The organism is Thiovibrio sp. JS02, from assembly GCF_053485635.1.
On record NZ_CM130715.1, the window covers coordinates 3,237,577 to 3,261,637 of the forward strand.

21 protein-coding genes are annotated in these 24,061 nt (G+C 59.8%); 6 read left to right on the forward strand and 15 right to left on the reverse strand.

Features of this window, described 5'->3' with window-relative positions:
- Positions 1-111: 111 nt before the first annotated feature.
- The 7 genes from ahcY to holA form a co-directional block, all read right to left on the reverse strand.
- The gene (gene ahcY / locus ACUUL3_RS14830; protein WP_448552635.1) at positions 112-1,575 is read right to left on the reverse strand and encodes an adenosylhomocysteinase; all 1,464 of its coding nucleotides are present in this window, start codon (positions 1,573-1,575) and stop codon (positions 112-114) included.
- A 43-nt stretch (positions 1,576-1,618) separates the two neighbouring features.
- Positions 1,619-2,785: a methionine adenosyltransferase gene (metK, locus tag ACUUL3_RS14835; RefSeq protein WP_448552636.1), complete on the reverse strand. Its 1,167-nt coding sequence runs from the start codon at positions 2,783-2,785 to the stop codon at positions 1,619-1,621.
- 101 nt (positions 2,786-2,886) lie between these two features.
- A complete protein-coding gene (locus ACUUL3_RS14840) occupies positions 2,887-3,843 on the reverse strand; it encodes a ketopantoate reductase family protein (protein ID WP_448552638.1) in 957 nt (318 codons plus the stop codon).
- 10 nt (positions 3,844-3,853) lie between these two features.
- Positions 3,854-4,744: a DNA-binding protein gene (locus tag ACUUL3_RS14845; RefSeq protein ID WP_448552640.1), complete on the reverse strand. Its 891-nt coding sequence runs from the start codon at positions 4,742-4,744 to the stop codon at positions 3,854-3,856.
- Positions 4,745-4,859: 115 nt separating this feature from the next.
- A complete protein-coding gene (clpA, locus tag ACUUL3_RS14850) occupies positions 4,860-7,103 on the reverse strand; it encodes an ATP-dependent Clp protease ATP-binding subunit ClpA (RefSeq protein WP_448552642.1) in 2,244 nt (747 codons plus the stop codon).
- 28 nt (positions 7,104-7,131) lie between these two features.
- Positions 7,132-7,446, reverse strand: a complete 315-nt coding sequence (gene clpS / locus ACUUL3_RS14855) for an ATP-dependent Clp protease adapter ClpS (protein ID WP_448552644.1) — start codon at positions 7,444-7,446, stop codon at positions 7,132-7,134.
- 128 nt (positions 7,447-7,574) lie between these two features.
- Positions 7,575-8,996 (reverse strand): DNA polymerase III subunit delta, encoded by a 1,422-nt coding sequence (gene holA, locus ACUUL3_RS14860; RefSeq protein WP_448552646.1) that lies wholly within the window; start codon positions 8,994-8,996, stop codon positions 7,575-7,577.
- Positions 8,997-9,143: 147 nt separating this feature from the next.
- Between holA and ACUUL3_RS14865 the strand changes: the two genes are divergently transcribed.
- From ACUUL3_RS14865 to ACUUL3_RS14875, 3 genes are read left to right on the forward strand one after another with little or no spacing between them, the layout of a single operon-like run.
- Positions 9,144-10,322, forward strand: coding sequence for an NAD-dependent epimerase/dehydratase family protein (locus ACUUL3_RS14865; protein WP_448552647.1), 1,179 nt, complete (start codon positions 9,144-9,146; stop codon positions 10,320-10,322).
- A complete protein-coding gene (locus ACUUL3_RS14870) occupies positions 10,319-11,713 on the forward strand; it encodes a protein kinase domain-containing protein (RefSeq protein WP_448552649.1) in 1,395 nt (464 codons plus the stop codon). The genes ACUUL3_RS14865 and ACUUL3_RS14870 overlap by 4 nt, the downstream gene beginning before the upstream one ends.
- Before the next feature lies 1 nt (position 11,714).
- Positions 11,715-12,581 (forward strand): deoxyribonuclease IV, encoded by an 867-nt coding sequence (locus tag ACUUL3_RS14875; protein WP_448552651.1) that lies wholly within the window; start codon positions 11,715-11,717, stop codon positions 12,579-12,581.
- Positions 12,582-12,588: 7 nt separating this feature from the next.
- Here the strand turns inward: ACUUL3_RS14875 and ACUUL3_RS14880 are convergent, their stop codons facing one another.
- Both ACUUL3_RS14880 and ACUUL3_RS14885 read right to left on the reverse strand, forming a co-directional pair.
- A complete protein-coding gene (locus tag ACUUL3_RS14880) occupies positions 12,589-13,284 on the reverse strand; it encodes a response regulator (RefSeq protein ID WP_448552653.1) in 696 nt (231 codons plus the stop codon).
- A gap of 42 nt (positions 13,285-13,326) precedes the next feature.
- Entirely contained in the window at positions 13,327-13,827 is a 501-nt protein-coding gene (locus ACUUL3_RS14885) for a chemotaxis protein CheD (protein ID WP_448552655.1), read from the reverse strand.
- Between the two features lie 345 nt (positions 13,828-14,172).
- Here ACUUL3_RS14885 and ACUUL3_RS14890 point away from each other — a divergent pair, with 345 nt between their 5' ends.
- Entirely contained in the window at positions 14,173-14,967 is a 795-nt protein-coding gene (locus ACUUL3_RS14890) for a cytochrome c3 family protein (RefSeq protein ID WP_448552657.1), read from the forward strand.
- Between the two features lie 95 nt (positions 14,968-15,062).
- Here ACUUL3_RS14890 and ACUUL3_RS14895 read toward each other — a convergent pair whose 3' ends face one another.
- Complete coding sequence (locus ACUUL3_RS14895; protein ID WP_448552659.1) at positions 15,063-16,511, reverse strand: exodeoxyribonuclease III; 1,449 nt, start codon at positions 16,509-16,511, stop codon at positions 15,063-15,065.
- A 407-nt stretch (positions 16,512-16,918) separates the two neighbouring features.
- On the opposite strand from ACUUL3_RS14895, the gene ACUUL3_RS14900 reads away from it, so the two are divergent.
- The gene (locus ACUUL3_RS14900; protein ID WP_448552661.1) at positions 16,919-17,905 is read left to right on the forward strand and encodes a sulfite exporter TauE/SafE family protein; all 987 of its coding nucleotides are present in this window, start codon (positions 16,919-16,921) and stop codon (positions 17,903-17,905) included.
- A gap of 24 nt (positions 17,906-17,929) precedes the next feature.
- A complete protein-coding gene (locus ACUUL3_RS14905; protein ID WP_448552663.1) occupies positions 17,930-18,370 on the forward strand; it encodes a hypothetical protein in 441 nt (146 codons plus the stop codon).
- A 64-nt stretch (positions 18,371-18,434) separates the two neighbouring features.
- Here ACUUL3_RS14905 and ACUUL3_RS14910 read toward each other — a convergent pair whose 3' ends face one another.
- From ACUUL3_RS14910 to ACUUL3_RS14930, 5 genes are all read right to left on the reverse strand, one after another.
- A complete protein-coding gene (locus ACUUL3_RS14910; protein WP_448552665.1) occupies positions 18,435-18,821 on the reverse strand; it encodes a response regulator in 387 nt (128 codons plus the stop codon).
- Entirely contained in the window at positions 18,814-21,366 is a 2,553-nt protein-coding gene (locus ACUUL3_RS14915) for a PEP/pyruvate-binding domain-containing protein (RefSeq protein ID WP_448552667.1), read from the reverse strand. Before ACUUL3_RS14915 ends, ACUUL3_RS14910 begins: the two co-directional genes overlap by 8 nt.
- 239 nt (positions 21,367-21,605) lie before the next feature.
- Positions 21,606-22,292, reverse strand: coding sequence for a hypothetical protein (locus ACUUL3_RS14920; RefSeq protein ID WP_448552669.1), 687 nt, complete (start codon positions 22,290-22,292; stop codon positions 21,606-21,608).
- Positions 22,289-23,602 (reverse strand): sulfite exporter TauE/SafE family protein, encoded by a 1,314-nt coding sequence (locus ACUUL3_RS14925; protein WP_448552670.1) that lies wholly within the window; start codon positions 23,600-23,602, stop codon positions 22,289-22,291. Before ACUUL3_RS14925 ends, ACUUL3_RS14920 begins: the two co-directional genes overlap by 4 nt.
- Before the next feature lie 28 nt (positions 23,603-23,630).
- A complete protein-coding gene (locus ACUUL3_RS14930) occupies positions 23,631-24,050 on the reverse strand; it encodes a response regulator (protein ID WP_448552672.1) in 420 nt (139 codons plus the stop codon).
- Positions 24,051-24,061 lie beyond the last annotated feature (11 nt).

Consider the following 24,061-nt stretch of genomic DNA (forward strand, 5'->3'; position numbering starts at 1 on the left):
CTCCTTGTTGCGTTCGCTTCCCCTTGCTTGAGTCAGCTTGGGGAAATCTCAAAAAAAAAGGGATTCCAGCGAGCCGGAATCCCTTTTTCAGCAAAGTAAACCTGTTCCTTGCTAATAGCGGTAATGATCCGCCTTGTAGGGGCCGTTCACCGGCACGTCGATGTAGGCGGCCTGCTCCTTGCTCAGAGTGGTGAGATGTACGCCGAGTTTCTTTAGGTGCAACCGCGCCACCTTTTCGTCCAGCACCTTGGGCAGCACATAGACCTTCTTCTCGTATTTCTTGGCGTTGTTGAAGAGTTCCATCTGGGCCAGCACCTGGTTGGTGAAGGAGGCGGACATCACGAAGCTCGGATGGCCGGTGGCGCAGCCCAGGTTGACCAGGCGGCCTTCGGCCAGCAGGGTGATCTTCTTGCCTCCGGGGAAGAGGATGTGATCCACCTGCGGCTTGATGTTCTCCCAGGTGTATTTGCGCAGGGAGGCCACGTCGATCTCCGAATCGAAGTGGCCGATGTTGCAGACAATGGCCTCGTCCTTCATGGCCTTCATGTGGGCATGGCCGATGACCTTCTCGTTGCCGGTGCAGGTGACGAAGATGTCGCCAAGCGGCGCGGCCTCTTCCATGGTCACCACCCGGTAGCCTTCCATGGCCGCCTGCAGCGCGCAGATGGGGTCGATTTCCGTTACCCACACCGTGGCGCCCAAGCCGCGGAAGGCCTGGGCGCAGCCCTTGCCCACGTCACCGTAGCCCAAAACCACCGCGATCTTGCCGGCCACCATCACGTCGGTCGCCCGCTTGATGCCGTCCATCAATGATTCGCGGCAGCCGTAGAGGTTGTCGAACTTGGACTTGGTCACCGAGTCGTTCACGTTCATGGCCGGGAAGAGCAGGCTGCCGGTTTTCTCCATATGATAGAGGCGATGCACTCCGGTGGTGGTTTCTTCGGTCACGCCGCGGATGGCCTTGGCCGCCGTGGTCCATTTCTTCTTGTCCGCGGCCAGATCCTGCCGGAGCACCGCCAGCACGGCCTGCCATTCCTCGTTGTCCGATTTTTTTGTGGCCGGAACCTTGCCGGCTTTCTCGAATTCCGCGCCCTTATGCACCAGCAGGGTGGCGTCGCCGCCGTCGTCCAGAATCATGTTGGGCGGTTCGCCGTCGGGCCAGGTCAGTGCCTTTTCGGTGCACCACCAGTATTCCTCGATGCTCTCCCCCTTCCAGGCGTAGACCGGAATACCGGCCGCGGCAATGGCGGCGGCGGCGTGGTCCTGGGTGGAGAAGATGTTGCAGGAGGCCCAGCGCACTTCAGCGCCGAGGGCAACCAGGGTCTCGATCAGCACCGCGGTCTGGATGGTCATGTGCAAAGAACCGGAGATCCGGGCGCCCTTGAGGGGCTTTTTCTTGCCAAACTCTTCCCGCAGGGCCATGAGGCCGGGCATTTCGGTTTCCGCGATCCTGATTTCCTTGCGGCCCCAATCGGCCAGACTCAGGTCGGCGACCTTGAAATCGCCCTGTTTTTTAGAGGAAGTTTTCGGGGCCGGGGCCTTTTTCGCAGCTGCTTTTTTTGCTGAAGACTTCATGGTGTGTTCTCCTCACCGCGCTTTTGCGCGGGGTTGCTTAACGTTATTTCAGGCCCGCGGCATCCTTGAGGATTTCCGCCTTGTCGGTCAGCTCCCATTTGAAATCCTCCCGCTCGCGGCCGAAGTGGCCATAGGCGGCGGTCTTTTTGTAGATGGGCCGCAGGAGGTCGAGGTGCTGGATAATGGCCTTGGGCCGCAGGTCAAAATGGGCGTCGATGAGGGCCTTGATTTTTTCGTCGCTGATCTTGCCGGTGCCAAAGGAGTTGACGTTGATGGAAACCGGCTTGGAAATGCCGATGGCATAGGCGATCTGCACTTCAAGCTCCGTGGCGATCCCCGCCGCCACCAGGTTCTTGGCGACATAGCGGCCCATGTAGGAGGAGGAGCGGTCGACCTTGGAAGGATCCTTGCCGGAAAAGGCGCCGCCGCCATGGGAGCCCATGCCGCCATAAGTGTCGACGATGATCTTGCGGCCGGTCACCCCGCAGTCGCCGACCGGGCCGCCGATGACGAAACGGCCGGTGGGGTTGATGAAATATTTGGTGTTCTTGTCCACCATCTCGGCGGGGATGATGGGCTTGATGATCTCCTCCATGACCCCTTCCTTGAGATCCTCGTAATCGACCTCAGGGGCGTGCTGGGTGGAGAGGACGATTGCCTCGACCCGCTTGGGTTTTTTGTTTTCGTATTCGATGGTGACCTGGCTCTTGGCATCGGGCCGCAGCCAGGGCAGGAGCCCTGCCTTGCGCACCTCTGCCTGCCGTTTGGTGAGACGGTGGGCATAGGTGATGGGCATGGGCATCAGCACCCGGGTCTCGGTGCAGGCGTACCCGAACATCAGGCCCTGGTCGCCGGCGCCCTGATCCAGATCGAGGCCGGAGCCTTCGTTGACGCCCTGGGCGATATCGGGAGACTGCTTGCCGATGCTGGTGAGCACCGCGCAGGATTGCCAGTCAAAGCCCATTTCGGAAGAGTTGTAGCCGATCTCCCGCACCGTCTCCCGCACCACGGCGGGCATGTCCACCCAGGCGATGGTGGTGATCTCGCCGGCAATGAGGGCCATGCCGGTGGTGACCAGGGTTTCGCAGGCGACCCGGGCCTTTGGGTCCTGGGCAAGGATGGCGTCGAGGACGGCATCCGAGATCTGGTCGGCAACCTTATCCGGGTGGCCTTCTGAGACAGATTCCGAAGTAAAGAGATAGTTTGACATTCCTGCTCCTCATGATGTTCGCTGGCGGAATAGTTATTGATGAAAGGCGAAAGAAAGGCCTTTGCTGAAACGCTGTATGTTTATTGCAATATTTATTTATGTCAAGAAGAAAGGTGCGAATAGCTGTTTTCCAGGGCCTTTATCGCGGAAACAAGCTGCCGGTTGACCGGCGCGGCAAGGCCGAGCCGGTCGGCCTCCGCGACCACGGCGCCGTTGATGGCGTCGATTTCGGTGCGCCGTTTTTTGCGGACGTCCTGCAGCATGGATGAGATGTTTTCCGCCGTGGCCCGGCAGACCGCTATGGTCCTTTGCACCGGGTCGTCGGCGATTCCGATCCCTTTGGCCCTGGCAACCCTGGCCGCCTCCTCAACGGCGGCAACCAGGAGAGCGCGGCTCTCCTCCTTTGCAAGCAATTCGCCGTTCTTGCACTGATTGAGAGCGGTCAGGGCATTGATGCCCGCATTCACCAGGAGTTTATTCCAGACCTGGGCCATGATCTCGGGCTCGATTCGGGTCGGAAGGCCGGCGGCATTCAAAAGCGCTGCCGCGGCCTCAAGTTTTGCCTGGGCGGCGGCAGCGGCCTTTCCGCTGAAGCCGAGCACGGTCTGGCCGCTGCCGCCGAAGCGCACCCGGCCGGGGGCAAGCAGGGTGGCGCCCAGGGAGGTGACTGCCAGGGCCCAGGCTCCGGGCAGAGCGGTTTTTTCCAGCAGGGCGAGATGGGAGATTCCGTTCTGGAAGGCGAGCAGGAGGCTGTTGGCGGAGAGCAATGGCGACAGGGACGGGAGGATGCCTGCCACGGTGGGGGATTTCACGCAGAGCAGCACAAGGTCCACCGGTCCGATGGTGGCAGGGTCGGTGGCGGCAAAAACCGGGGCCTGGACAATCCCCTCCGGATATTCAAGGATGAGGCCATGGCGCTGGAGCAGGGCAGCGCGCCCGCTGTCATGATCCAGCACCATGATGCTGCCGGCAACCTTCCGGCTGAGGGCGGCGGCAAGGAGAGAGCCCAGCGCGCCCGGGCCGACAACGGCTATCTTTCTGCCGCCGGCGCTTGCCATCGGTTGCGGGCTAACGGGTTACCGTTACATCTTCGACGATAACATTATACTTGTACCCGAAGCCGAAATCCTTATTGGCGGCGAGCACTCCCTCCACAGTGACGATGTCGCCCTTTTCCGCGGAGGCCGCCGTGGTCACCACCAGATCATGGGTGTTCTTCACCGGATCGCCGGAACCATCCTGGAGGTGGAGCCAGGTCTTGCCCATGATGCCGGCGGAAACCTTCACCACCTGGCCTTTGACCTTTACTTTTTTCGCGTTCAACTGCGTGGCCTTTGCAAAAAGTTCGGCAACGGTGTAGCCGTTTTCGCCTTTGGCCTTGTCCATTTTCAGTTCCACAAAGGGGACAATGGCCTTGCTGCTGCCCATGGCGACCTCGCTTGCCGCGGGGGTTGTTTCGGCGCCTGCCTCCTGTTGCATGGCGGCGTTGAAATCAGCGCCACCGGCGGCCGGGGTCATGGCCTGTGCGGCGGGAGCCTCGGTCCCGTGGGGATTCATGCCGGCGCCCTTTGCCTCCTTGCCGGCCAGGCCCGGGGCAAAGATCAGTTCTGCAAAGGTCTTGTTCAGACTCTTGCTGGGAAAGTTCTGCATGAGCTGCCCTTCGTTCACCGTGACCTCTTCATCAACCTTCACCTCCGTCTCCGGCACCGCCACCCAGATCTCGCCCGCGGGAGAGGCCAGCAGAATATAGGTAAAGCCGCCGCCGGCAGCGACCTCCTTTGCCTTGCCCTGCAAAGGATACGCAATTTGTTTTTCCGGTGCCTGCATCTCCTGCCCCGGAGCTTCCTGGGCGGTTTTGGGCTCGGGAGCCTTGCTCGTCTGCTGTTGGCTGTCACAGGCGGCCAGGGTCAATACACAGAGAACGCTGCCCAAAACACACTGCCATTTTTTCAACTTCATGGATGTAGGTCTCCTTATTTCTTTTCAGCTTACGGATATGAAAAAAGGCGCCCCATGGGTTATGGGGCGCCATGCTCTTTCTATTGGGACACGGCAAGGATGAAAAAAGTTCCTCCTATTTTTTTATCTGTCCATAGCGGTATGTCAACTGCTTATTTTTCAAGCCGATCTGCACCATCCCTCCCTTGGCCAGCCGGCCGAAGAGAATCTCTTCGGTCAGGACATCGCCGATTTCCTGCAGAATCAGGCGGCGCAGGGGGCGGGCCCCAAACTCCGGGGCATAGCCCTTGCCGGCAAGCCAGCTCCTTGCGCCGGCGGCGAGAGAAATCGTCACCTTGCGTTCGGCGAGCTGCGCCTGCAGCTCCGCGATCATCTTGTCGACAATCCGTTCCATCAGTCTGGCATCCAGCGGGTTGAAGGTGATGGTCGCGTCCAGCCGGTTACGGAATTCGGGAGAAAAAAGATTTTTCAGGGCGCGTTCATTCTTGCCTGTATTCTCGCCGGTAAAACCGATGGGCCGCTCGCTCATCTCGCGGGCGCCGGCATTGGTGGTCATGATCAGGATCACGTTGCGGAAATCAGCCTTGCGGCCGGCATTGTCCGTGAGGGTGGAGTGGTCCATGACCTGGAGGAGGATGCTGAAGATGTCCGGATGGGCCTTTTCGATTTCGTCGAGCAAAAGCACGCTGTAGGGGTGCTTGCGGATCGCATCGGTGAGCAGGCCGCCCTGGTCGAAGCCGACATAGCCGGGCGGGGAGCCGATCAGCCTGGAAACCGCGTGTTTTTCCATATACTCGCTCATGTCGAAGCGTTCGAAGTGCACCGAGAGCGCGGCGGCCAGCTGCTTGGCCACCTCGGTCTTGCCGACGCCGGTGGGGCCGGCAAAGAGAAAGGAACCGGTGGGGCCTTCACTCTGCTTGAGTCCGGCCCGGGAACGTTTCACCGCAGTGACCAGGGCGTTGATGGCGTGGTCCTGGCCGAAGATGCTCTTTTTCAGCAGTCCGTCCAATCCCTTGAGATGGGCGAGATCCGAGCCGCTGGCGCTCTTGGCCGGGACCCGCGCCATTCGGGAAACCACCTTTTCCACGTCGCGCACCGTAACGGTGCGTACACCTCGGTTTGCGCCGGCCAGTCGGAAAGAGGCCCCGACCTCGTCGAGCACGTCGATGGCCTTGTCCGGCAGAAAGCGGTCGCTGAGATAGCGGCTGGCAAGCTCCGCCGTGGCCTTGACCGCGGGGGCCGAATACCTGACGCCGTGGTGCTCCTCGTAGCGCGGCAGAAGTCCTTTTAGGATGGCGATGGTCTCCTCGACGCTGGGTTCCTCGATATCAATCTTCTGGAAACGGCGGGAGAGAGCCCGGTCCTTTTCGATATAATTTTTATACTCCTCATAGGTGGTCGAGCCGATGCAGCGGAGAGAGCCCGCCTGCAGGGCCGGCTTGAGGAGGTTTGAGGCATCCATGCTGCCGCCGCTGGTGGCGCCGGCCCCGACGATGGTGTGGATCTCGTCGATGAAGAGGATGATGCGGGGATCCTTTTCCACTGCGCTGATAACCGCCTTGAGGCGCTGTTCGAAATCGCCCCGGTACTTGGTGCCGGAAAGCAGCCCGCCCATGTCGAGAAGGCGGAGCTCGACGTCGTGCAGGAGTTCCGGCACCCTGCCTTCATGGATCTGCAGGGCAAGGCCTTCGGCAATGGCGGTTTTTCCCACGCCGGGCTCGCCGACCAGCAGGGGATTGTTCTTGCGGCGGCGGCAGAGGGTCTGCATCACCCGGGTCAGCTCCTTGTCGCGGCCGACCAGGGGATCGATTTTTCCCTCCCTGGCGCGTTCGCTGAAGTTGATGGTGTATTTCTCCAAGGCCTCGTTGCCCTTGGGCGATTCGGGTTTGGCCTCCTCGGTTTTTTTCTCTTCCCTCTCCTTGCCGCCATCCCCTTCCCTGCCATGGGAGATGAAGTCGGTGACATCGAGCTTGCTGATCCCCTCGGAATGGAGAAAGTAAACGGCAAAGGATTCGGTCTCGGAGAAGATGGCGGCCAGCACGTCGCCGGCATCCACCTCTTTTTTGCCGCAGCTCTGCACATGGGCGATGGCCCGCTGCAGAACCCGATTGAAGCCTAAGGTCTGGATGGGGTCGTGACCCATGGCCTCCTGCACGGTGGGGAGGTTGGAGGTGAAGAAATCCTCGAGTTTTTTCTTCATGCCCTCAGGATCGCCGCCGCACCCTTCGATGATGCCGGCGGCCAGATCGTCATCCAAAAGGCCGTATAAGATATGCTCAACGGTGACGTGCTCGTGTTTCCGGATTTTTGCTTCCCGGATGGCACGCACCAGAGCGATTTCCAGTTTCGCATTGATCATTGCCGCGCTCCTTACGGGATGGCTCCCGTTATGCTTTTTCCATGGAACACTTCAAGGGATACTCGTTCTGCCGCGCCAGATCGTGGACGAGAACCACCTTTGTTTCCGCGACATCCCGCGGGTAAATGCCTGCAACCCCGATCCCCTGCTGGTGGACATTGAGCATGATCAGGTTGGCCTCGGTTTTGCCCTTGTGGAAGATGGTTTCAAGCACCATCACAACAAAATCCATGGTCGTATAATCGTCATTGTGCAAGAGCACCTTGTACATGGACGGTTTTTTGGTCTGCTGCCGCTTTTCGGTTATGACCGCTCCGTCAAACTCCTTTTTTACGGCGCCCATCGTCTTGCTGCTCCCTCAGTCAAATCATTGGCCCAGGCGGTTTGCTGCCTGTAATAATAATCATTTTTTTTTAATCCGCCACGTCGGCTCTTCTCTTTGCGGAAGGGAAGAGAACCGGCGGAGAGGCATTATCCCGCGGCCTGCCGGCGCCCGGTTTTGCCTGCCGCCGGCAGCAGGGAAAGGAGAAAATTTTCCAGAATAAGGTAGTCGGGCAGGCCCGAGCCCTTCAAGAGATATTCCGCCTGCAGCAACTCGGCCAGCGCTCTTTTTATGACGGGCAGGGAAAAGTGTTCCGCCTGCTGAAAGCTTTTGTAGACCACGAAGGGATGTCCGTTCAGCTGGGCAGGCCAGGCCGCCATGCTTTCCTTGAGCCTGGGGAGAAAACCCTTTTGGAAAGCGGCATAGGAGATGCCGGCCGAGTAGGGGGGGGTGGGCTGCTCAATGACGGCCCGCACCAGGAGGAGCTTGCGGAGAAAATTGCGCAGCCCGGCCACGACAATGAGCGGGTAGACGCCGTGTTCCCGCAACCGTTGCAACACGGGGAGGGCGGCGGCCAGATCGTGATTGCCCACCGCCTCGGTGAACTCGTAGAGCGCCTCTTCCCTGGTCCTGCCGACCATGACGTCGAGGTCGGTCATGGTGACGGTTTCCGCCTCGCCGCTGTAAAGGGCGAGTTTCTCGCTCTCCATGGCCACGGCCACCGGATGAAAGCCGACCCTTTCCAGAAGAACGGGCAGGGCGCGGGGTTCGAGCTTCTTGCCGAAGCCGGCCAGGGTCTTTTCGGCGATCTCCCGAAGAAGGGCCTCCTGATCCTTGCGTGCGGCCGAGCTGGCGCCGGTGTCCACGGAGAGGTCGATAACCACGCACTCTTTTTCAAGATACTTGAATAATTTTTTTCGTTTGTCCGCGGCTTCGGCCAGAAGAATCAGGGTGTTGCCCGCCGGAACCCCTGCCATGAGGGCCGCCTGCAGCAGCTCGGCCGCATCGGTCTTTTCGGCGGCCGCCGGGGCCGGGTCGTCTTCGGCGGCCGTGAGAAGTTCCCGCACCCAGCCCAGCTCTTCGGGTTTGGCAAAGCCGAACAGTTCCTGCCAGCGGTTCGGGGCGCACGCTGCCAGCTCCTCCCTTTCCCAGTCGGCCGGAACAAGATCGGCCAGGGTCAGCATCTGGGCAAGAAAACGCGCCGCCCGCCGTGGCTCTTTCGCCGCCCAGCCCTTTTGCGCCTTTTCCCACAGGGTTGCCGCCACCACCTTGGAGTAGAGGATCCTGGAATCCGTCACCCGCAGAACCTGGCCGCCGCCGAAGAGACTGTAGGTTTTCAGCATGTTGATGGTGGCCGGGATATCCTCCTGGTCGCCATCGATATTTTTCAGGCTGCTCAGGCGTTGCTTTTCCTCGGGGAGAAGCTGGCAGACGAGGTCGTTGGCAACCTCCTGGCAGAGATAGCGTTCACCAAAAAGAAAATAGACCGGCGAGCGTTCTCCCTTTTTGAGGGCGGTAAAGAGCCTGGCAATATCCTGACGGGTATAGAGCGGCATAGTTTGTTTTCCCACGGCGCATTCCGCGCGCTTCCTGTTGACGGGTTTTGTCTTTCCCTGCTACTCTTGATTTTAAGTACTGTGTCCGGCCCCGCTTGTCACTGAAAAAGAGTGAGGCAATGGGCCGGAGAACCTCTCCTCTTGAAACAAACCCGTGTTCCCATGACGCTTCCGCAGGCAAAAAAAACAGGGATTCTCATCGGCGGCTCCGGCCTGATCGGTGGTACTCTCCTGCACTATTTCAAGACCCGGGCCGGGGATGAGGTGACCATTCTCGCGCCGAACAGCAAAAAACTGAGCCTGCGCGAACCGGACGATATCCGCCGCTACTTTGAAAAGACCAAGCCGGATTTCATCATCAACAGCGCCATTGCCGCCATTGACAGCGATCCGCAGCTTGCCTACGAGATCAATTACATGGGCACGGTTTCCCTGGCCAAGGCCGCTTCCGAGCTGAGTATCCCCTATATCCATTTGAGTTCCGCCGCCACCATGCCCACCGGCACGGATCTGCGCGAAGAAGACCGGCTCGACCTTGCCCCGGATCTGCCCAATTATACCAAATCAAAACTCATGGCCGAACTGACCCTGGAGCATCTGCGCAAAACCAGGGGGCTTGACTTCACCGCGATCCGGCTGGGTATTGTCTACGGGGCGCACGATCACAAGATCCAGGGCTTTCATCGCCTTTTTTTTTCCATTGTCGCCCGGGCCATGCCCATTCTGCTGACGAAAAAGGAGGCCATGCACTCCTATTCCAACTCCCGGAAGCTGCCCCACTTTGTCGCCCATGTCCTGACGAACCGCGAAGAGTTTTCCGGGCAGACCTACAACTTTGTCGATCCGCTGCCGGTTTCGCTGAGCCAGCTTATCCTCACCATCAAGTCCTACCTGGGGCTCACGGCGCCCAGGGAGGTGTACATCCCCTATCCCCTGGCCAGATTCGGCATGCACCTGGTCGCCCGCCTGGTCCGCCTCATCAGCCGTCTCGGCATTGAGGCGCGGATGCCGGCCGAGCTGATGTTTTTAGAGAAGTTTTATGAAACGCAGACCCTGTCCGCGGCAAAGCTCGCGGCCTCGAGCTTCGTGGATCCGGATCCCGAAGCCACCATTTTCACGGAGCTGCCGGACCTGATCCAATACTATGTGACCCGCTGGGAGCATCTCAACCTGATCGAGCCCTTTGACAAGGAGTTCTTTGACCCCCGCAGGCGGGCGGAGGAGTTTCTCCGCTCTCCGGACAAGCTCCTCCGGGAGGTGCATGCCGAAGCAAATCTTCCTTTCCTGAAACAGTGTTCCCTTGACGGCGGCAAGCCGGAAAGCGGGGAGAGGGGAGCATGAGTTCCGAAGCGGCATCGACGACGAAAAAACAGATCCCCGCCGCCATCGGCCGGTATCGGATTGTGCGGCAAATCGGCCTGGGCGCCATGGGCGAGGTTTATCTCGCCCACGACGAACTCATCCATCGCAAGGTCGCCATCAAGTGCATGCGGGTCGATCGGTACAAGAGCGAGGCAAAACGGCAGAAGGCCATCGAATCCTTTCTCCATGAAGCCCGGATCGTCGGCAACCTCGACCACCGCCATATCACGGCGGTGTACGACATCGGGGTCCGGGCCGGCGCGCCTTACATCGTCATGGAGTATGTCGAGGGGAAAAACATCAAGGAGCTGATCCGCGGCAAGGCCGCCTTCAGCATCCAGGACAAGCTCAGCCTTATCGCCATGGTGGCCAGGGCTCTCCATTTCGCCCATAAGCGGGGTATTCTTCACCGGGATATCAAGCCGGCCAACATCATGATCGTTAAGCAGAGCCTCCTGCCCAAGATCACCGATTTCGGCATCGCCCGGGTGGTGGATACCTCTTCCTTCGGCAACATCGAAAGCAGCATCGACGAGGCGGGTTTCATCCCCGGCACTCCCCTCTACATGTCGCCGGAGCAGATCCGCGGCGAGGAGTTGGACAGGCGCAGCGACATTTTTTCCCTGGGGGTCCTGGCCTATGAGTGGCTGAGCGGCGAAAAGCCTTTTGGCGGGAAAAACCTCATTGCCCGCTTGAAATCCGTGCTCGCGGACGCCCCGAAACCGCTCAGCGCCTTTCCCGGCATCGATCCGGAACTGGACAGCATCATCATGCGGGCCCTGGCCAAGCCTCTGGCCGCCCGCTACCAGAGCGCCGACGAGTTCGGCGACATCCTGGAACTGTATCTCAACTCCCTGGAGAAGAAAAAGGCCGGGGGAAAAACAGGATTTTCCTTTGATAAAAAGGAGATAATCGGGCGTCTGCGGCAACGGTATCTCTTTTTCGCCGATTTCAGCGATGAGGAGCTGTTCGATCTCTTCCGCGTCTCCGGCAAGGAGGAGTTTGCCAAGGGCGAATATCTGATCCGGGAAGGAACCTCGGGCGCCAAGATGTATATGATCATCGCCGGCTCCGTCATCGTTCTTACGGAAACAGAGGGCAAGCGGGTGGAGCTTGAAACCCTGGGAGAGGGCAGCTGCGTCGGCGAGATGTCGATGATCGACCATCTGCCCCGCTCCGCCTCGGTGGTGGCACTCAAGAAAACCGTGGCCCTGGTCCTGAACGAAACGGTGCTCCGCCATAACAGTCCCAAGCTCTGTCTCAAGCTCTACCGGAATCTGGCCACCACCCTCTCCGAGCGGCTGCGGGCCAGCGAAAGCAAGTACCTGAACCTGCTGGCCGTCTGCCATGCCGGCGGGGAGGAGGGGTAGCATGCCCCTGCTCGGCGCCCATATGTCCGTGGCCGGCGGCCTGCACCTGGCCTTTGCCCGGATCCGCGAGGTGGGCGGCGAGGCGCTGCAGATTTTCACCAGAAATCAGCGCCAGTGGCGGGCAAGGCCCATCGCCCCCGAAGAGCGCCGCCTCTTTCTGGAAGCATGGAAGCAGTGCGGCCCCTTGCCGGTCGCCTCCCATGATTCCTATCTGATCAATCTGGCCAGCCCCCAGGAAGAGACAGCGCAAAAATCCATGGCCGCCCTTGGCGACGAACTGCGCCGTTGCGCGGCCCTTGCTATTCCCTATCTGGTCATGCACCCGGGCGCCCATCTGGGCAGCGGGGCCGAAGCCGGGATCAGCCGGGTGGCGGCAAATCTCGATACGGTTTTCCGGAAGGCGGTCGAGGCAGACGAGGTGATGGTGCTTCTGGAAACAACTGCTGGGCAGGGCAGCAGCCTGGGGGCCACCTTTGCGGAACTCGCCGCCATCATCGGTCAGTCGCGGCATGCGGACAGGCTCGGCGTCTGCTTTGATACCTGCCATGTCTTTGCCGCGGGCTATGATCTCCGCAACGCGGCGGCCTATGAGAAAACCATGGCGGAATTTGAAAGCCAGGTGGGCCTTGGCCGCCTGAAGTTTTTTCACCTCAACGATTCGCTGCAGATGCTTGGCGGCAGGGTGGACCGCCACACCCACATCGGCGCCGGCCAGATCGGCAGGGAAGGCTTCCGGCTTCTGCTGAATGATCCGCGGTTTCGCAACCATCCCATGACCCTTGAAACCCCGAAAGGAGAGGATCTGCGGGAGGACAAGGAGAATCTGGCCCTGTTGCGTGGCCTGATCGCGCAGAGCCAGCCCGGCTGAGTTTCTATTACAGCCGTCGTTCCGTTTCCCGGAGGATCGCGTCCAGGAGGGGGCTTTCCGGCGAATCCTCCGGCAGTCTCTCCTTGAGCTGGGAGGCGAGGGTGGCGATCCGGCTCAGGGCGTCACGCTGTTCGATGATGAGGTGCTCCCGGGTCTTTCTCTCCTGAAAAAAGAGATCCAGATTGTTCTGCAGGGTTTTGAGCAGGTGGTTGTTTTGGCCCTGGCTGCGCATGGGGTTGCCTTCCTGATTCTCCTCCACGGCGGCCAGGTATTCCCGCCAGAATTTTTCGTAGGCCGCCAGGGTGTCGGCAGGATCCAGGGCCCGCTGATAGGAAATGATCCGTTCCACCTTTTCCCGCAGTTCGCCGAGCCTGATCGGTTTGCAGATATAATCGAAGGCGCCGAGGCGCATGGCTTTGATGGCGGACTCCACCGAGGCGTAGCCGGTCATCATCAGGACGCCGCAGGCCGGGTTGCTGGCCTTGGCAAACTGCAGGACATCAAGGCCTCCTTCGCTGACATGCTTGGTTCCGGGCATGTTTTTGTCGGTGAGCACAACGTGAAACTGCTCCTGCGCCAGCAGGGCAATGGCCGAGGCGGCATCTTCGGCCATTGCGAACTCATAGTCGAAGCCAGCCAGCGCCGTGCAGACAAAGTCCCGCATCATCGCCTCGTCGTCAACCACCAAAATCCGTATTTTCATATTCAATTCCTCCGTTTGCCCGCAGTTTCTCCCCTGCAACGATCACCGTAAAGGCTTCTCTTTTTTCCCGGGGGAAGAGACAAAAACCTCGCCGCTGCCGACATGCACGGAAACGGTGCGGGAAATTTCCCCGCCCACATCCATGGCCACCACCGGGATCTGGCAGCGGGCAAGGATATCCAGCATGACCTGCACGATGCGGCTGCCGATGTGGTAATCCTTTTTCATCCGGATCACCTTGGCGCCGCCGGCAAGTCTCGCCACCATGCCGGAACCGGCCGTTCCGTAAAGGCCGCATTGCCGCTGCATTTCAGCAATAAGGGTGGGGGTGGCGGTGTCGGCATAATAGCCTGGTCCATGCATTGTGCCGGTGTACTGCAATAATGAATCGGGCAGGGCGACATGCACGAGACCGCTGGTTGTGCTGGCCGGATGCTGGAGCACCAGGGCGACGCATGAGCCCAGAGCGTAGGTCCTGATGGTATGCTGCGGGTCGGCGCTGACCAACCAGTCGCCGATCCCCACCACTTTGAGATTGTCCATCCACTCTCCTGCAGGTTGTTGACAGCCGGAACGTATTTCCATGATAGCATATCCGGCTGCCGGGGGAGAATGCGTAATCTCCCGGTTCTCTCCGGCTGCCGGAGGCGGTCCGGATGGTTGTCCGCCAATCAGATTCTGGCGGCCAGCGGTCAACTTCTGGGCGCCTCGCCCCGGAATGAGGCGGGCCGGGATTTCCGCGGGGAAAATTTATTTCCGGGTTTTTTCGTTCCTTACCCCGGGCGCGGTATTTTTCCTGGGCAATGGCACAGGATTTGCTTTGCAGGGGTGGTCAAAGCAGAATCGGCAAGGGTTTTTTTAAATTTTTAATTTTTGAGGGCAGCAACAATGAAGAGCAAGAAGAAATTTTCCCGGCTGGCAAGCCTGGTTGGGGGAACCCTTTTTATCGGTACCGCGTTTCTGGCCACAGGGGCCGTGGCGGCAGGGCTTTCTCCCGATGACTGCATCAAATGTCACGACAAGGCTCCCCAGGATATCAGCAGCAACGGCGCGGCCCACAAGAGCCAGGTGAGCTGCGTCGATTGTCACGAGGGCCATCCGCCCAGACAGCTGGAGATCATCCCCCAGTGCAGCAAATGCCACGAGGGAAGCGAGCATTTCAAGCTGCAGGGCTGTACCACCTGCCACAACAATCCCCACACTCCGCTGGTGATCACCATTGCCAGCAATATCACCGATCCCTGTCTTACCTGCCATACGGAGCAGATGGCGCAGCTCCAGCAGAACAAGAGCAAGCATACCGCGGTGGCCTGCAGCACCTGCCATCGGGAAACGCACGGCATGATTCCCGATTGCACCCATTGTCACTCACCCCATGTGGAGGGGCAGAGCCAGCAGGATTGCCTGACCTGTCACAAGCCGCATATGCCGCTTGAGGTCGCCTATCCCGACTCAACGCCGTCCACGCTGTGTGCTGCCTGCCACAATGACGTGTATCAGCAGATCACCGCCAATCCGGCCAAGCATTCCAAACTGGCCTGCGCGACCTGCCATCAGGGCAAGCACAAGATGATTCCGAAATGTCAGAACTGCCATGGCGAGAACCCGCATCCGGCGCCGATGCATGAAAAGTTCCCGCAGTGCGGACAGTGCCACGGCATTGCCCACAACCTGAACAAGTAGTTGCAGGGTCAGACAAGATAAGAAAAGCGGCTGTCCGAAGAAAACGGGCAGCCGCTTTTTTGTTGCCCACCCTCCCGACACGCTCCACCAATGCGCTACGCAAAGGAGAGCAGCACCGGGCAGTGGTCCGAACCCGTGATTTCCGCCAGGATCTCCGCCCCCCGCACCCTCGCCCCGCTCCTTTTATCCACGCAGAAGTAGTCAATACGCCAGCCGATATTCCTGGCCCGGGCATTGAAGCGGTAGCTCCACCAGGTATATTGCCCCGGTTCCTGATTGAACATCCGGAAGGTATCCACATAGCCGGCGGCGAGGAACTTGTCCATCCAGGCACGTTCCTCCGGGGTAAAGCCGGGGTTTTTTTCGTTCTGCTTCGGATTGGCAAGATCGATCTCTTTATGCGCCACGTTGAAATCGCCGCAGATCACCACGGATTTGCTTTGCGCCAGCCCGGCGAGAAAGGTCATCAGGTCGTCGTTGAACCGCAGCTTGTAATCCATTCTGGTCAAGCCGTGCTGGGCGTTTGGGAAATAGGCATTGACGAAATAGAAGTCGGCAAACTCCAGGGTGAGCACCCTGCCTTCGTGGTCGTGGTCATGGTGATCGATGCCGTAGATGATCTGCTGGGGAACCGCCTTTGCATAGATGCCGACCCCGGCGTACCCCTTTTTCCGGGCCGGAAACCAGTAAGAGGTGTAGCCGGGGATATTCCTGAGTGATTCCGGCAGCTGCTCCGGGGTGGCCTTGATTTCCTGCAGGGCGAGGATATCGGGGTCAAGGTCGCCGAGGATCTCGACAAAGCCTTTTTTTTCGACAGCCCGCAGGCCGTTCACATTCCAGGAGACAAATTTTTTTGCCGGGGAGGCCATCGATTTTTCCTCGCTTGTTGCTTTTTTTCTCGGGGTGACACCGATTTTCGGGCAGTAGGCCGCGACCACGCAACGATCGCAGTGGGGGGCGACGGGTTTGCAGGTCCCCTGGCCAAAGGCCACCAGGATGGAGTTGATGGTCAGCCAATATGGCGGCGGCAGTTTTGCCCGCAGGGCCATTTCGGTTTCCAGGGGGGTTTTCGTGGCCACGTAGCCCCAGATGTTCATGATCCGGTGCACATGGGTATCCACGCAGATGGCGGGTTTTTTGAAGGCCACGGCCACCACCAGATTGGCCGTCTTCCTGCCCACTCCGGGAAGGCGGGTGAGCTCCTCCACCGCATCCGGGATTCTGCCTGAAAATTCCTGGGCGACCGCCTCGGGCAGCCTGGCGAGAAAGGCCGCCTTGTTCCTGTAAAAGCCCACCGGATAGATCAGTCTGGCAAGCTCGTTTTCGTCGAGCAGGGCAAGACTGTGGAGATCCGGCGCCGCCTTGAACAGTCTGGCCGCGGCCTTGGCCGTGGTTTCATCCTTGGTCCGGGCGGAAAGGATGGTCGCCACCAGGATCTTGTATGGGTCATGGGTCTGGACGGCGATCAGGTCGACCACCGGCACCCTGTAGCCGCGAACCTCATCCGCGAGTTTATGGAGCACTGTTTCGATATCGAATTGCATATGCGCGTATCCAAGGGTGCGTTGCATAATGTAGCGGGTCTGTTGCAGAAAAAACGCGATATTTTGTTTGTTGCGTATTGCAACAGCCACGTTTCACAATTAAACAGTTTTTTCTTGACACTCAATTTGCGGAGCATTAAGTGATAACCACTTCTTTGCCGGCAAACCCTTCTTGCGGCCACGCGCATCCATATGAAAAATGCCCGCCGCTGCCGTGGCCCAGCGGGCAAGTGAATTCCAGGCGTGTCTATCTGGTTTGGCAAGATATCTTGCGCCGCCTGCCAAAAAGCCGGCCGTGTGATGCGACACATGGCCGGCCGGCCAGCATGTCTTGCTCCGCCAACAGTATATATCATATAGTATTACGGGATAGTTTTACGGCATTCAGGATAAAGGAGGAAGTGACAATGCAACAAAAGATGAAAGAAAAAATAGGGATGCTCTTTGCCTCCCTGGTTTGTACCCTCATGCTGAGTCCGGCCTGGGCGCTGGCCAGTGAGGTCGCGGCCGCGGCGCCGGTGCCGGCCGCAGGGGACGGGGACTGGTGGAAATGGCCGATTATCCTGGTTGTCGTCACCTTTGTGATGGGCATCATCGCCGTTTTAGGCGGCGTCGGCGGCGGGGTGCTCTTCGTGCCCATCATCAGCGGCTTTTTCCCGTTTCATCTGGACTTTGTCCGCGGCACCGGCCTGCTGGTCGCCCTGTGCGGCGCCCTGGCCGCCGGCCCCGGCCTGCTGAAGGCGAACCTGGCCAGCCTGCGTCTGGCCCTGCCCGTGGCGCTGATCGCCTCGACCATGGCCATAGTCGGCGCCATGGTGGGCCTGGCGCTGCCCACCCATATCGTGCAGCTCGCCCTGGGCGGCACCATCCTCGGCATCGTGGCCATCATGCTGACCGCCAAAAAGGCGGACGTGCCCGATGTGCCGCAGGCAGATGCCCTCTCTTCGGCCCTGCGCATCACCGGCGTTTATTTCGAGCCGACCTCCAAGCAGGAGATCAACTGGAAGATCCACCGCACCATCCCCGGCCTGCTCACCTTCATCATCATCGGCTTCATGGCCGGCATGTTCGGGCTCGGCGCCGGTTGGGCCAACGTGCCCGTGCTGAACCTGATGATGGGCGCCCCGCTCAAGATCAGCGTCGCCACCTCCAAGTTCCTGCTCTCCATCACCGATACCTCCGCGGCCTGGATCTATGTGAACAAGGGCTGTGTTATCCCCATGATGGTTGTGCCTTCGCTCATCGGCATCATGCTGGGCTCCTTCGTCGGCGTCCGCCTGCTCAAGGTCGCCAAGCCGACCTTCATCCGCTGGATGGTCATCGGCATTCTGCTCTTCGCCGGACTGAAAGCGGTGACCAAGGGTCTGAGTTCCATGGGCGTCAATCTTTTCTAGTCATCACGCAAGGAGAATAACACCATGTCAAATAAAAATACCCAAGCAACCGAGGAGCAGATCCTCTACGCCAATATCCTGGAAAAGGGGATGTATCTGGGCCTCTTCATGATGGTCGTAACCTTTGCCCTCTATGTGCTGCGGATTTTGCCGCCGGTGGTGCCGCGCGCCGCTGTTTCCACATACTGGGCCATGCCGGTGCATGACTACCTGGTGGCGATCAATACCAACTTCCTGCAATGGGAACACCTGCCCACCGGCTGGTCCTGGCTGAAGCTCATCGGCTACGGCGATTTTCTCAACTTCGTGCCGGTGGCCATTCTCTCCGGAGTTACCATCGTCTGCTATCTGGCCATTGTCCCCGGGCTTTTTGCCCGGAACGACAAGGCCATGGGTCTCATGACCCTGGCCACCGCCATCATTCTGGCCCTGGCTGCCAGCGGGCTGCTCGCCGTCGGCCATTAGGATTTTCCATTATTTTTCGCTGTGAAAAGCCACCCCGCTTTTGTCGCGGGGTGGCTTTTCTTTTTCAGGCTTGCGGGGAAATGCTTTCGCGGTAGGCAATGTCTATTTTTTCGATGAGGGTTTCCAGGTCGATGGGTTTCAGGCAGTAGTCGGCGGCGCCGTGCTGCATGCTGTGCAGTCCCGCCTGCATGGAGGCGTGCCCGGTCAGAAGGATGACCGGGACGGCCGGCCAATTCTTCTTGATCTCCTTGAGGCACTCTATGCCGTCCCGATCCGGTAGCATGACATCGAGGACGACGACATCGGGCCAGCCGGTGTGTATGACCTTCAGGCCCTCTTCGCAGTTGAGCCCGAGCCGGCAGTCGTATCCCCGGCGGGCAAGCCTCTTGCTTGTCGTGGATACGAAATCGAACTCATCGTCGATGAGCAGAATCCTGATCCCGCTATCCATGCTCCCCCTCCTTTTCCGGCTTGCGAAGAAGACCGCTCAAGTCGGCCATGATTTTTTCCCGGTACCGGGCGACCATATCCTCGTCGCCCATCACCATGTCGATCTGGCGGGTATGGATGAGCAGGTAGCCGAGGATTTTCAGCCGTCCAACAAGATAGGGCGCGGGTTTTTTTTCCATGCGGGCGCTCATGGCGTCGACTTTTTGCTCGATCCTGAAGCCGAATGCACTCAGAATTTCGGTGAGCAGCCGGACCCGGCTGCGCCGCCGGGTTTCATCGGCTGCCCCGCCCTTGAACTGGAAGCTCACATAATTTTCCAGGAGATACTCCCCGAGGTTTGCCTCCACAAGGGCGAAATGATAGCCCAGCCGCACGTTCAGGTTGCAGAAGTTCTTTGAAACAAGAAAATAGTTGCGGGTGTTCATGGTGGAGCGGACGGCCGGATCGATGTCCGGATTCATGGTGGAGTGAAAAAGGATGGAGCCGAAACCCTTGAGGCTCAACGGCGGCGGCCCGGCCCAGGGAACCGCGGTCATTCCTTCCCAGATCGCCAGCATGGGTACGGAGACGATGTCATCGATGCTGATGAATTTCTCCCTTGGCGAAAAGGTCGGGCGGAAGCCGTCCTCAAGGTTGATGACCCACCAGGTGTAGGGAGTTTCGCCAATGAGCTGCTTGGCGCTTTTGTCGATCATCCCGTGCTTTTCGCCGAAACTGAACATCTCGACAACCGCCTTTTCGTGGCAGAAGCGGGTAAGGTCGTGCAGGCTCCGGCAGGATGAGGCCTTGAAGTATGGAGAAGCGGGGTTGGTGAGGTGCAGGGGGGTGACCAGCTGCATGACCTCCCGGAGCAGTTTGTATACCGGGCTGTCCAGCATGAGGTTCGGTCGCGTCGTCGCGGCCTGCTGCAGGATTTCTTCGCGGCGTCCCTCGTGGACGCGGCAGGCGGTGGCGTCCACGGTGATCATCTGGCCGTCCCGCAGGGAGGCGGTGGCTCCGCGCAGTCCGAAAATAGCCGGAATCCCGAATTCGCGGGCCACCGTGGCCAGATGGGCGGCAGCCTGGCCGGTGTCGCTGACCACGGCGGCGGCCCGAGGCAGAACCGTGGCCCATTCCGGGAGGGGATGCGGCGTCACCAATACAGCGCCAGGCGGAAAACGGAGCAGGTCGACGCTGGAGCGGACAAGATGGACCGGACCGGCGGCGGCCCCCCGGCTCGCCGTTGTGCCGCCGGAGATCATCTCCCCTTCCCGGCGCCTGCCGCCGGCAGGCGCCGGACTCTTTTCTTCGGCCTGCCGGGCCAGCGGTCTGCTCTGCAAAATCACGATCCGGCCATTCCGATCGATGGACCATTCAATATCCTGCGGGGTGCCGAAGTGTGTTTCGAGGCGAACGGCAACCCTTGCCAGTTCGGCGCATTGCCCATCGGAGAGCACCTCGGCCCGCTCGTGGGCGGCAGCCGTTTCGAGAAATTCCTCCTCGTGCGCCAGAACGGCGTGTGGCTCCTGCCTCTCCACCCGGTAATAAACGGTCGGCGCGGTGCCGTTCACCACCTGGCTGGCAAGACCCGCTGCGGCATTGATTTCGAGCCAGGAGCTGCGGCAGTCGGCCGGCGAGCGGCTATAGGTGACGCCGCTGACAACGGCATCCACCATGGCAAGGCAGCCGACGCACATGACCACGTCCTGGTGCCGGAATCCTCTCTGCATGCGATAGACAATGGCCTGGCTCCTGAACTTGCTTGCGACGATTTCTTTATAGGTTTGCGCCAGGAATTCTTCGCTCACATTGAGCTGGGTGCGGTACTGGCCGGCAAAGGAGACATTGCCGTGATCCTCACCGATGGCGCTGGAGCGCATGGCGACAAGTGCCCCGGCCAGGGTCTTGTAATGGGCAGTGATTTGCCCGGCGATCTCTTCGGGCAGCGGCGAGTTGATGATGAGCTGCTGGATGGCGGCACTGGTCTTGTAGAGTTCTTCGAGATCTTCGGGCGGCAGGGTTTTCAGGCGGCGGTTGATTTCATCCCGCAGGTTGCTTGCCGCCATGAAATGATGGGTGGCGGCCGCGGTGATGACAAAGCCCGCCGGGACAGGCAGGCCGACCTTATTCCGGATCTCGCCGAGGTTAGCCATTTTTTCCCCGACCAGATCGGCGGAATGCTTGTCAACCCTGGCAAGGGGCAGGATGAAGTCGCCATGGGGCACCGCCGGTTGCCGGGCGAGAATTGCCTCTATGTTTTTAGTGATTGCCATAAAGGCGGGATGCAGGTTCCCGTACTTGCCGTCGGCAATCGCCTGCAGATTGGTGATCATCTTATAGACATTGACGGTCAGCGCCGTGCAATGGCCGCGGAGAAAAGCGACCCCGAAGGGCCGATCCGCAGCGGCCGTCTCCTCAAGTTCGGCCATAAGTTCCAGGGCGGTGTTGTTTGCCGTGAGCAAAGCGCGGAAGTCCCTAAGGCAATCGCTGAAAGATCGGGCCGGGGTCGCCGGTTTCCCGGCGGGGGAGAGAAAGAGGTCTGCGATCTTTGCAAAAAATGCGGTCATGGCGCTCATGGGGAACAAGGGCAAGCAAGGTGCCGTTTTTGATATCCTTTCCGTGGGTCAGCAGGTGACCCGGGATGCTTTTCCAGAGCATACCAGATATGGGCATGCCTCCGGAAAGAGAAAAATGATGACCGGAAGCGTCCGGCTGGGCCGACTTTTTGGGGACCGACCCGGCCGGACGGAGGGTTGAGGAGACAACAACCACGGCCGCCGGGGAGAGAGGCGGGCCGCCATCCTTGTCAGTGCTCGAGTTTGAGTCCCCAGCCCTCGAAGAGGAAGAGGATGGAGAAACCGAACCACATGGTGTAGAGCACATAGCCGGCCAGGGAGAGCACCACGATGACCAGTTTGTCCTTGATGGATTGCGCTTCGATGCCGAAGTAGTTGTAGGCGGTTTCCACGGCCTTGGTCTTGGCCTGGTACATGGTTTTGGCCTCGCTGAACTTCTTCTGCTTGGTGAAACCTTTCTCCATCGCGGAGAGAGTGTTCCACCAGTCGAACATCACCTGTCTGGCCGGGGCGCCATGCCTGCTTTGCACGGTATCGCCGTCGTTGTTGTAGGCCAGTTCGGTGTCCTGCATGGCGGCGGCAAGCACCATGCCCAGATCGCCGCTCAGCCTGAGCTCATCGCCTTTTTCCTCCACCTTGGCGCCGGCCGACTTGAGCAGGGCAGCGACCCTCGGGGCGGAATCCTTGTCCTCCGCCTTGATGTTCAGGGCAAAGGGGGTTCCCTTCAGTTCCTCGGCCTTGCTCACCATGGTGGGGATGTAGTAGGCCGAGTTTTTGGAGATTGAATTGTAGAGGCCGTCCATGTAGTCGAGCAGGTTCTTGCCCCCGAAGATCGGGGAAAGCAGGATGGCGAAAACCACCCAGAAGCCGGTCATGAGGATAAGTCCACCGCCGAATTTCTTTTTGTTGGCGATCATGCGGTCACCTCCTCGGCCTGCATGGCCGTCTCGTGCTCTTCGCCCTTCAGGGTGCGGATGTTGCTGAAGAAGATATAAAAGACCCAGATCGCGAATGCGCCCAGCACCGCGAAAAAGATGACGTTGCCCATCAGGTCCAGGATCTTGCCGGTTTCCTTGGCCATGGAGATGTAGCCCATCTTCGCCAGTTTGGGGGGCAGGGCGAAGGCCCGGTTGATGAACCCGGCGGAAGTGGCGATGGCGTAAAGGGCGCAGATGGTCTGGCCGCTTACAACTTTGGTCACCAGCGAGCCGACCTGGATGCCGATGAGGGAGCCCAGCAGCATGCCCATGGCCAGGGTGTAGAAGATGAAGCCGTAGATGGCGTACTGGCCCAAGCCTGCGTAGCCTGCCGTGAAAATGATCTGGAAGATGTCGGTGCCCACGGTGGTGGCTGAGGAGACGCCCAGCACATAGACAAAGATCGGGAAGGTGAGAAAACCGCCGCCCACGCCCATGATGGCTGCGGCGAGGCCGACCAGGGCGCCGCTCAGCGCCAGGAAGAGCCAGGAGATCTTGCGGCCGCCCGGGATGACGCCCTCGTCGAAGGTGATCATCGGTGGCAGATTGATGGCTTGCAGCCTTTGGGCCAGGCCGGTCATGGTGCCGGCTTTCCGGGCCTTGCCAGAGGTTTTCGCAATCTGCGCGGCCTTGCGGGAGCGGAAAAAATCATACAGGGCATAGGAGCAGAGAAAGCCGAGCATGATCACGTAGATGGTGGTGATGAAAGCGTCGGAGAGAACCGGATTCGCCTCGTACAGCGTGCGGTTGATGTAGCCGCCCAGGGTGGCGCCGCCAATGGAGCCGACCAGAAACATGACGGCCAGGGAAACCGAGACATTGCCCAGTTTGCGGTGCAGAACGCTGCCCATGATCGCCTTGGCAAAGATGTGGAACAGATCGGTGCCCACGGCGAGGATGCCCTTGACGCCAACGCTCATCAGGGCCGGGGCGATGATGAAGCCGCCTCCCGCGCCGATGCAGCCGGTGATGAGGCCGGCGACCAGGCCGACGGCGATGGAGGCGAAAAAGATGGTGCTGGTATAGAATGCCGGGGTGTAGGCGGTCTTGCCGCCAAGCATGCCTGGCAAGGCGCCGGCGACCTCATCGGCGAAGGCGACGCCGCCGATGAGGATGGGAATGAGAAGCAGGCCGAGCAGGGCCAGCCTCTTGCGATCCCGCAGTATCGTGTGCGAAGTGTCCAGCTCCCACTTCGCATGAGCGCGGGCGCCCATCATCATGAATTGGCCAAACTGCCTGAAAAAATTCATTTCTTCCTCCTTCTGGTTAAAACGGTTGTTAAGTGGTTGTTACAGCGGTGGTGTTTTTATCCTTTGCCGACAGGGCGAAGGGGGTATTTGCTATTGCCGCGGAAAGTTTTTCGAGCAGGGTCTCAAACTCGGCTGGCTTGATCAGGTAGTCGAAGGCCCCCTGGCGCAGGCCTTCCTCGCCGTCCCGGATCGAGGCGTGGCCGGTGAGGATGATCACCTGGGTTTGGGGCCACTGTTTTTTTATCTCCCGAAGCACCGCGCAGCCATCAAGGTCGGGCAGCCGCATGTCGAGCAGGACCACGGCGAAGGTGCGCTGGCCCAGGGCGGTAAGGGCGGCAGTGCCGTCCAGTGTGCCCGTGCAGTCGAGCCCCCTTTTCCGCAGTCTCCTGACCAGGGTCGAGACAAATTCAGGCTCATCATCGACAACAAGAATGGAAAATCCGTGCATGGCAGTCATCT

Coding starts and splice junctions, on each gene's coding strand:
- ahcY (WP_448552635.1), bottom strand. CDS start 1,575: ATGAAGTCTTCAGCAAAAAAAGCAGCTGCGAAAAAGGCCCCGGCCCCG.
- metK (WP_448552636.1), bottom strand. CDS start 2,785: ATGTCAAACTATCTCTTTACTTCGGAATCTGTCTCAGAAGGCCACCCG.
- ACUUL3_RS14840 (WP_448552638.1), bottom strand. CDS start 3,843: ATGGCAAGCGCCGGCGGCAGAAAGATAGCCGTTGTCGGCCCGGGCGCG.
- ACUUL3_RS14845 (WP_448552640.1), bottom strand. CDS start 4,744: ATGAAGTTGAAAAAATGGCAGTGTGTTTTGGGCAGCGTTCTCTGTGTA.
- clpA (WP_448552642.1), bottom strand. CDS start 7,103: ATGATCAATGCGAAACTGGAAATCGCTCTGGTGCGTGCCATCCGGGAA.
- clpS (WP_448552644.1), bottom strand. CDS start 7,446: ATGGGCGCCGTAAAAAAGGAGTTTGACGGAGCGGTCATAACCGAAAAG.
- ACUUL3_RS14865 (WP_448552647.1), top strand. CDS start 9,144: ATGACGCTTCCGCAGGCAAAAAAAACAGGGATTCTCATCGGCGGCTCC.
- ACUUL3_RS14870 (WP_448552649.1), top strand. CDS start 10,319: ATGAGTTCCGAAGCGGCATCGACGACGAAAAAACAGATCCCCGCCGCC.
- ACUUL3_RS14875 (WP_448552651.1), top strand. CDS start 11,715: ATGCCCCTGCTCGGCGCCCATATGTCCGTGGCCGGCGGCCTGCACCTG.
- ACUUL3_RS14880 (WP_448552653.1), bottom strand. CDS start 13,284: ATGAAAATACGGATTTTGGTGGTTGACGACGAGGCGATGATGCGGGAC.
- ACUUL3_RS14885 (WP_448552655.1), bottom strand. CDS start 13,827: ATGGACAATCTCAAAGTGGTGGGGATCGGCGACTGGTTGGTCAGCGCC.
- ACUUL3_RS14890 (WP_448552657.1), top strand. CDS start 14,173: ATGAAGAGCAAGAAGAAATTTTCCCGGCTGGCAAGCCTGGTTGGGGGA.
- ACUUL3_RS14895 (WP_448552659.1), bottom strand. CDS start 16,511: ATGCAATTCGATATCGAAACAGTGCTCCATAAACTCGCGGATGAGGTT.
- ACUUL3_RS14900 (WP_448552661.1), top strand. CDS start 16,919: ATGCAACAAAAGATGAAAGAAAAAATAGGGATGCTCTTTGCCTCCCTG.
- ACUUL3_RS14905 (WP_448552663.1), top strand. CDS start 17,930: ATGTCAAATAAAAATACCCAAGCAACCGAGGAGCAGATCCTCTACGCC.
- ACUUL3_RS14910 (WP_448552665.1), bottom strand. CDS start 18,821: ATGGATAGCGGGATCAGGATTCTGCTCATCGACGATGAGTTCGATTTC.
- ACUUL3_RS14915 (WP_448552667.1), bottom strand. CDS start 21,366: ATGACCGCATTTTTTGCAAAGATCGCAGACCTCTTTCTCTCCCCCGCC.
- ACUUL3_RS14920 (WP_448552669.1), bottom strand. CDS start 22,292: ATGATCGCCAACAAAAAGAAATTCGGCGGTGGACTTATCCTCATGACC.
- ACUUL3_RS14925 (WP_448552670.1), bottom strand. CDS start 23,602: ATGAATTTTTTCAGGCAGTTTGGCCAATTCATGATGATGGGCGCCCGC.
- ACUUL3_RS14930 (WP_448552672.1), bottom strand. CDS start 24,050: ATGCACGGATTTTCCATTCTTGTTGTCGATGATGAGCCTGAATTTGTC.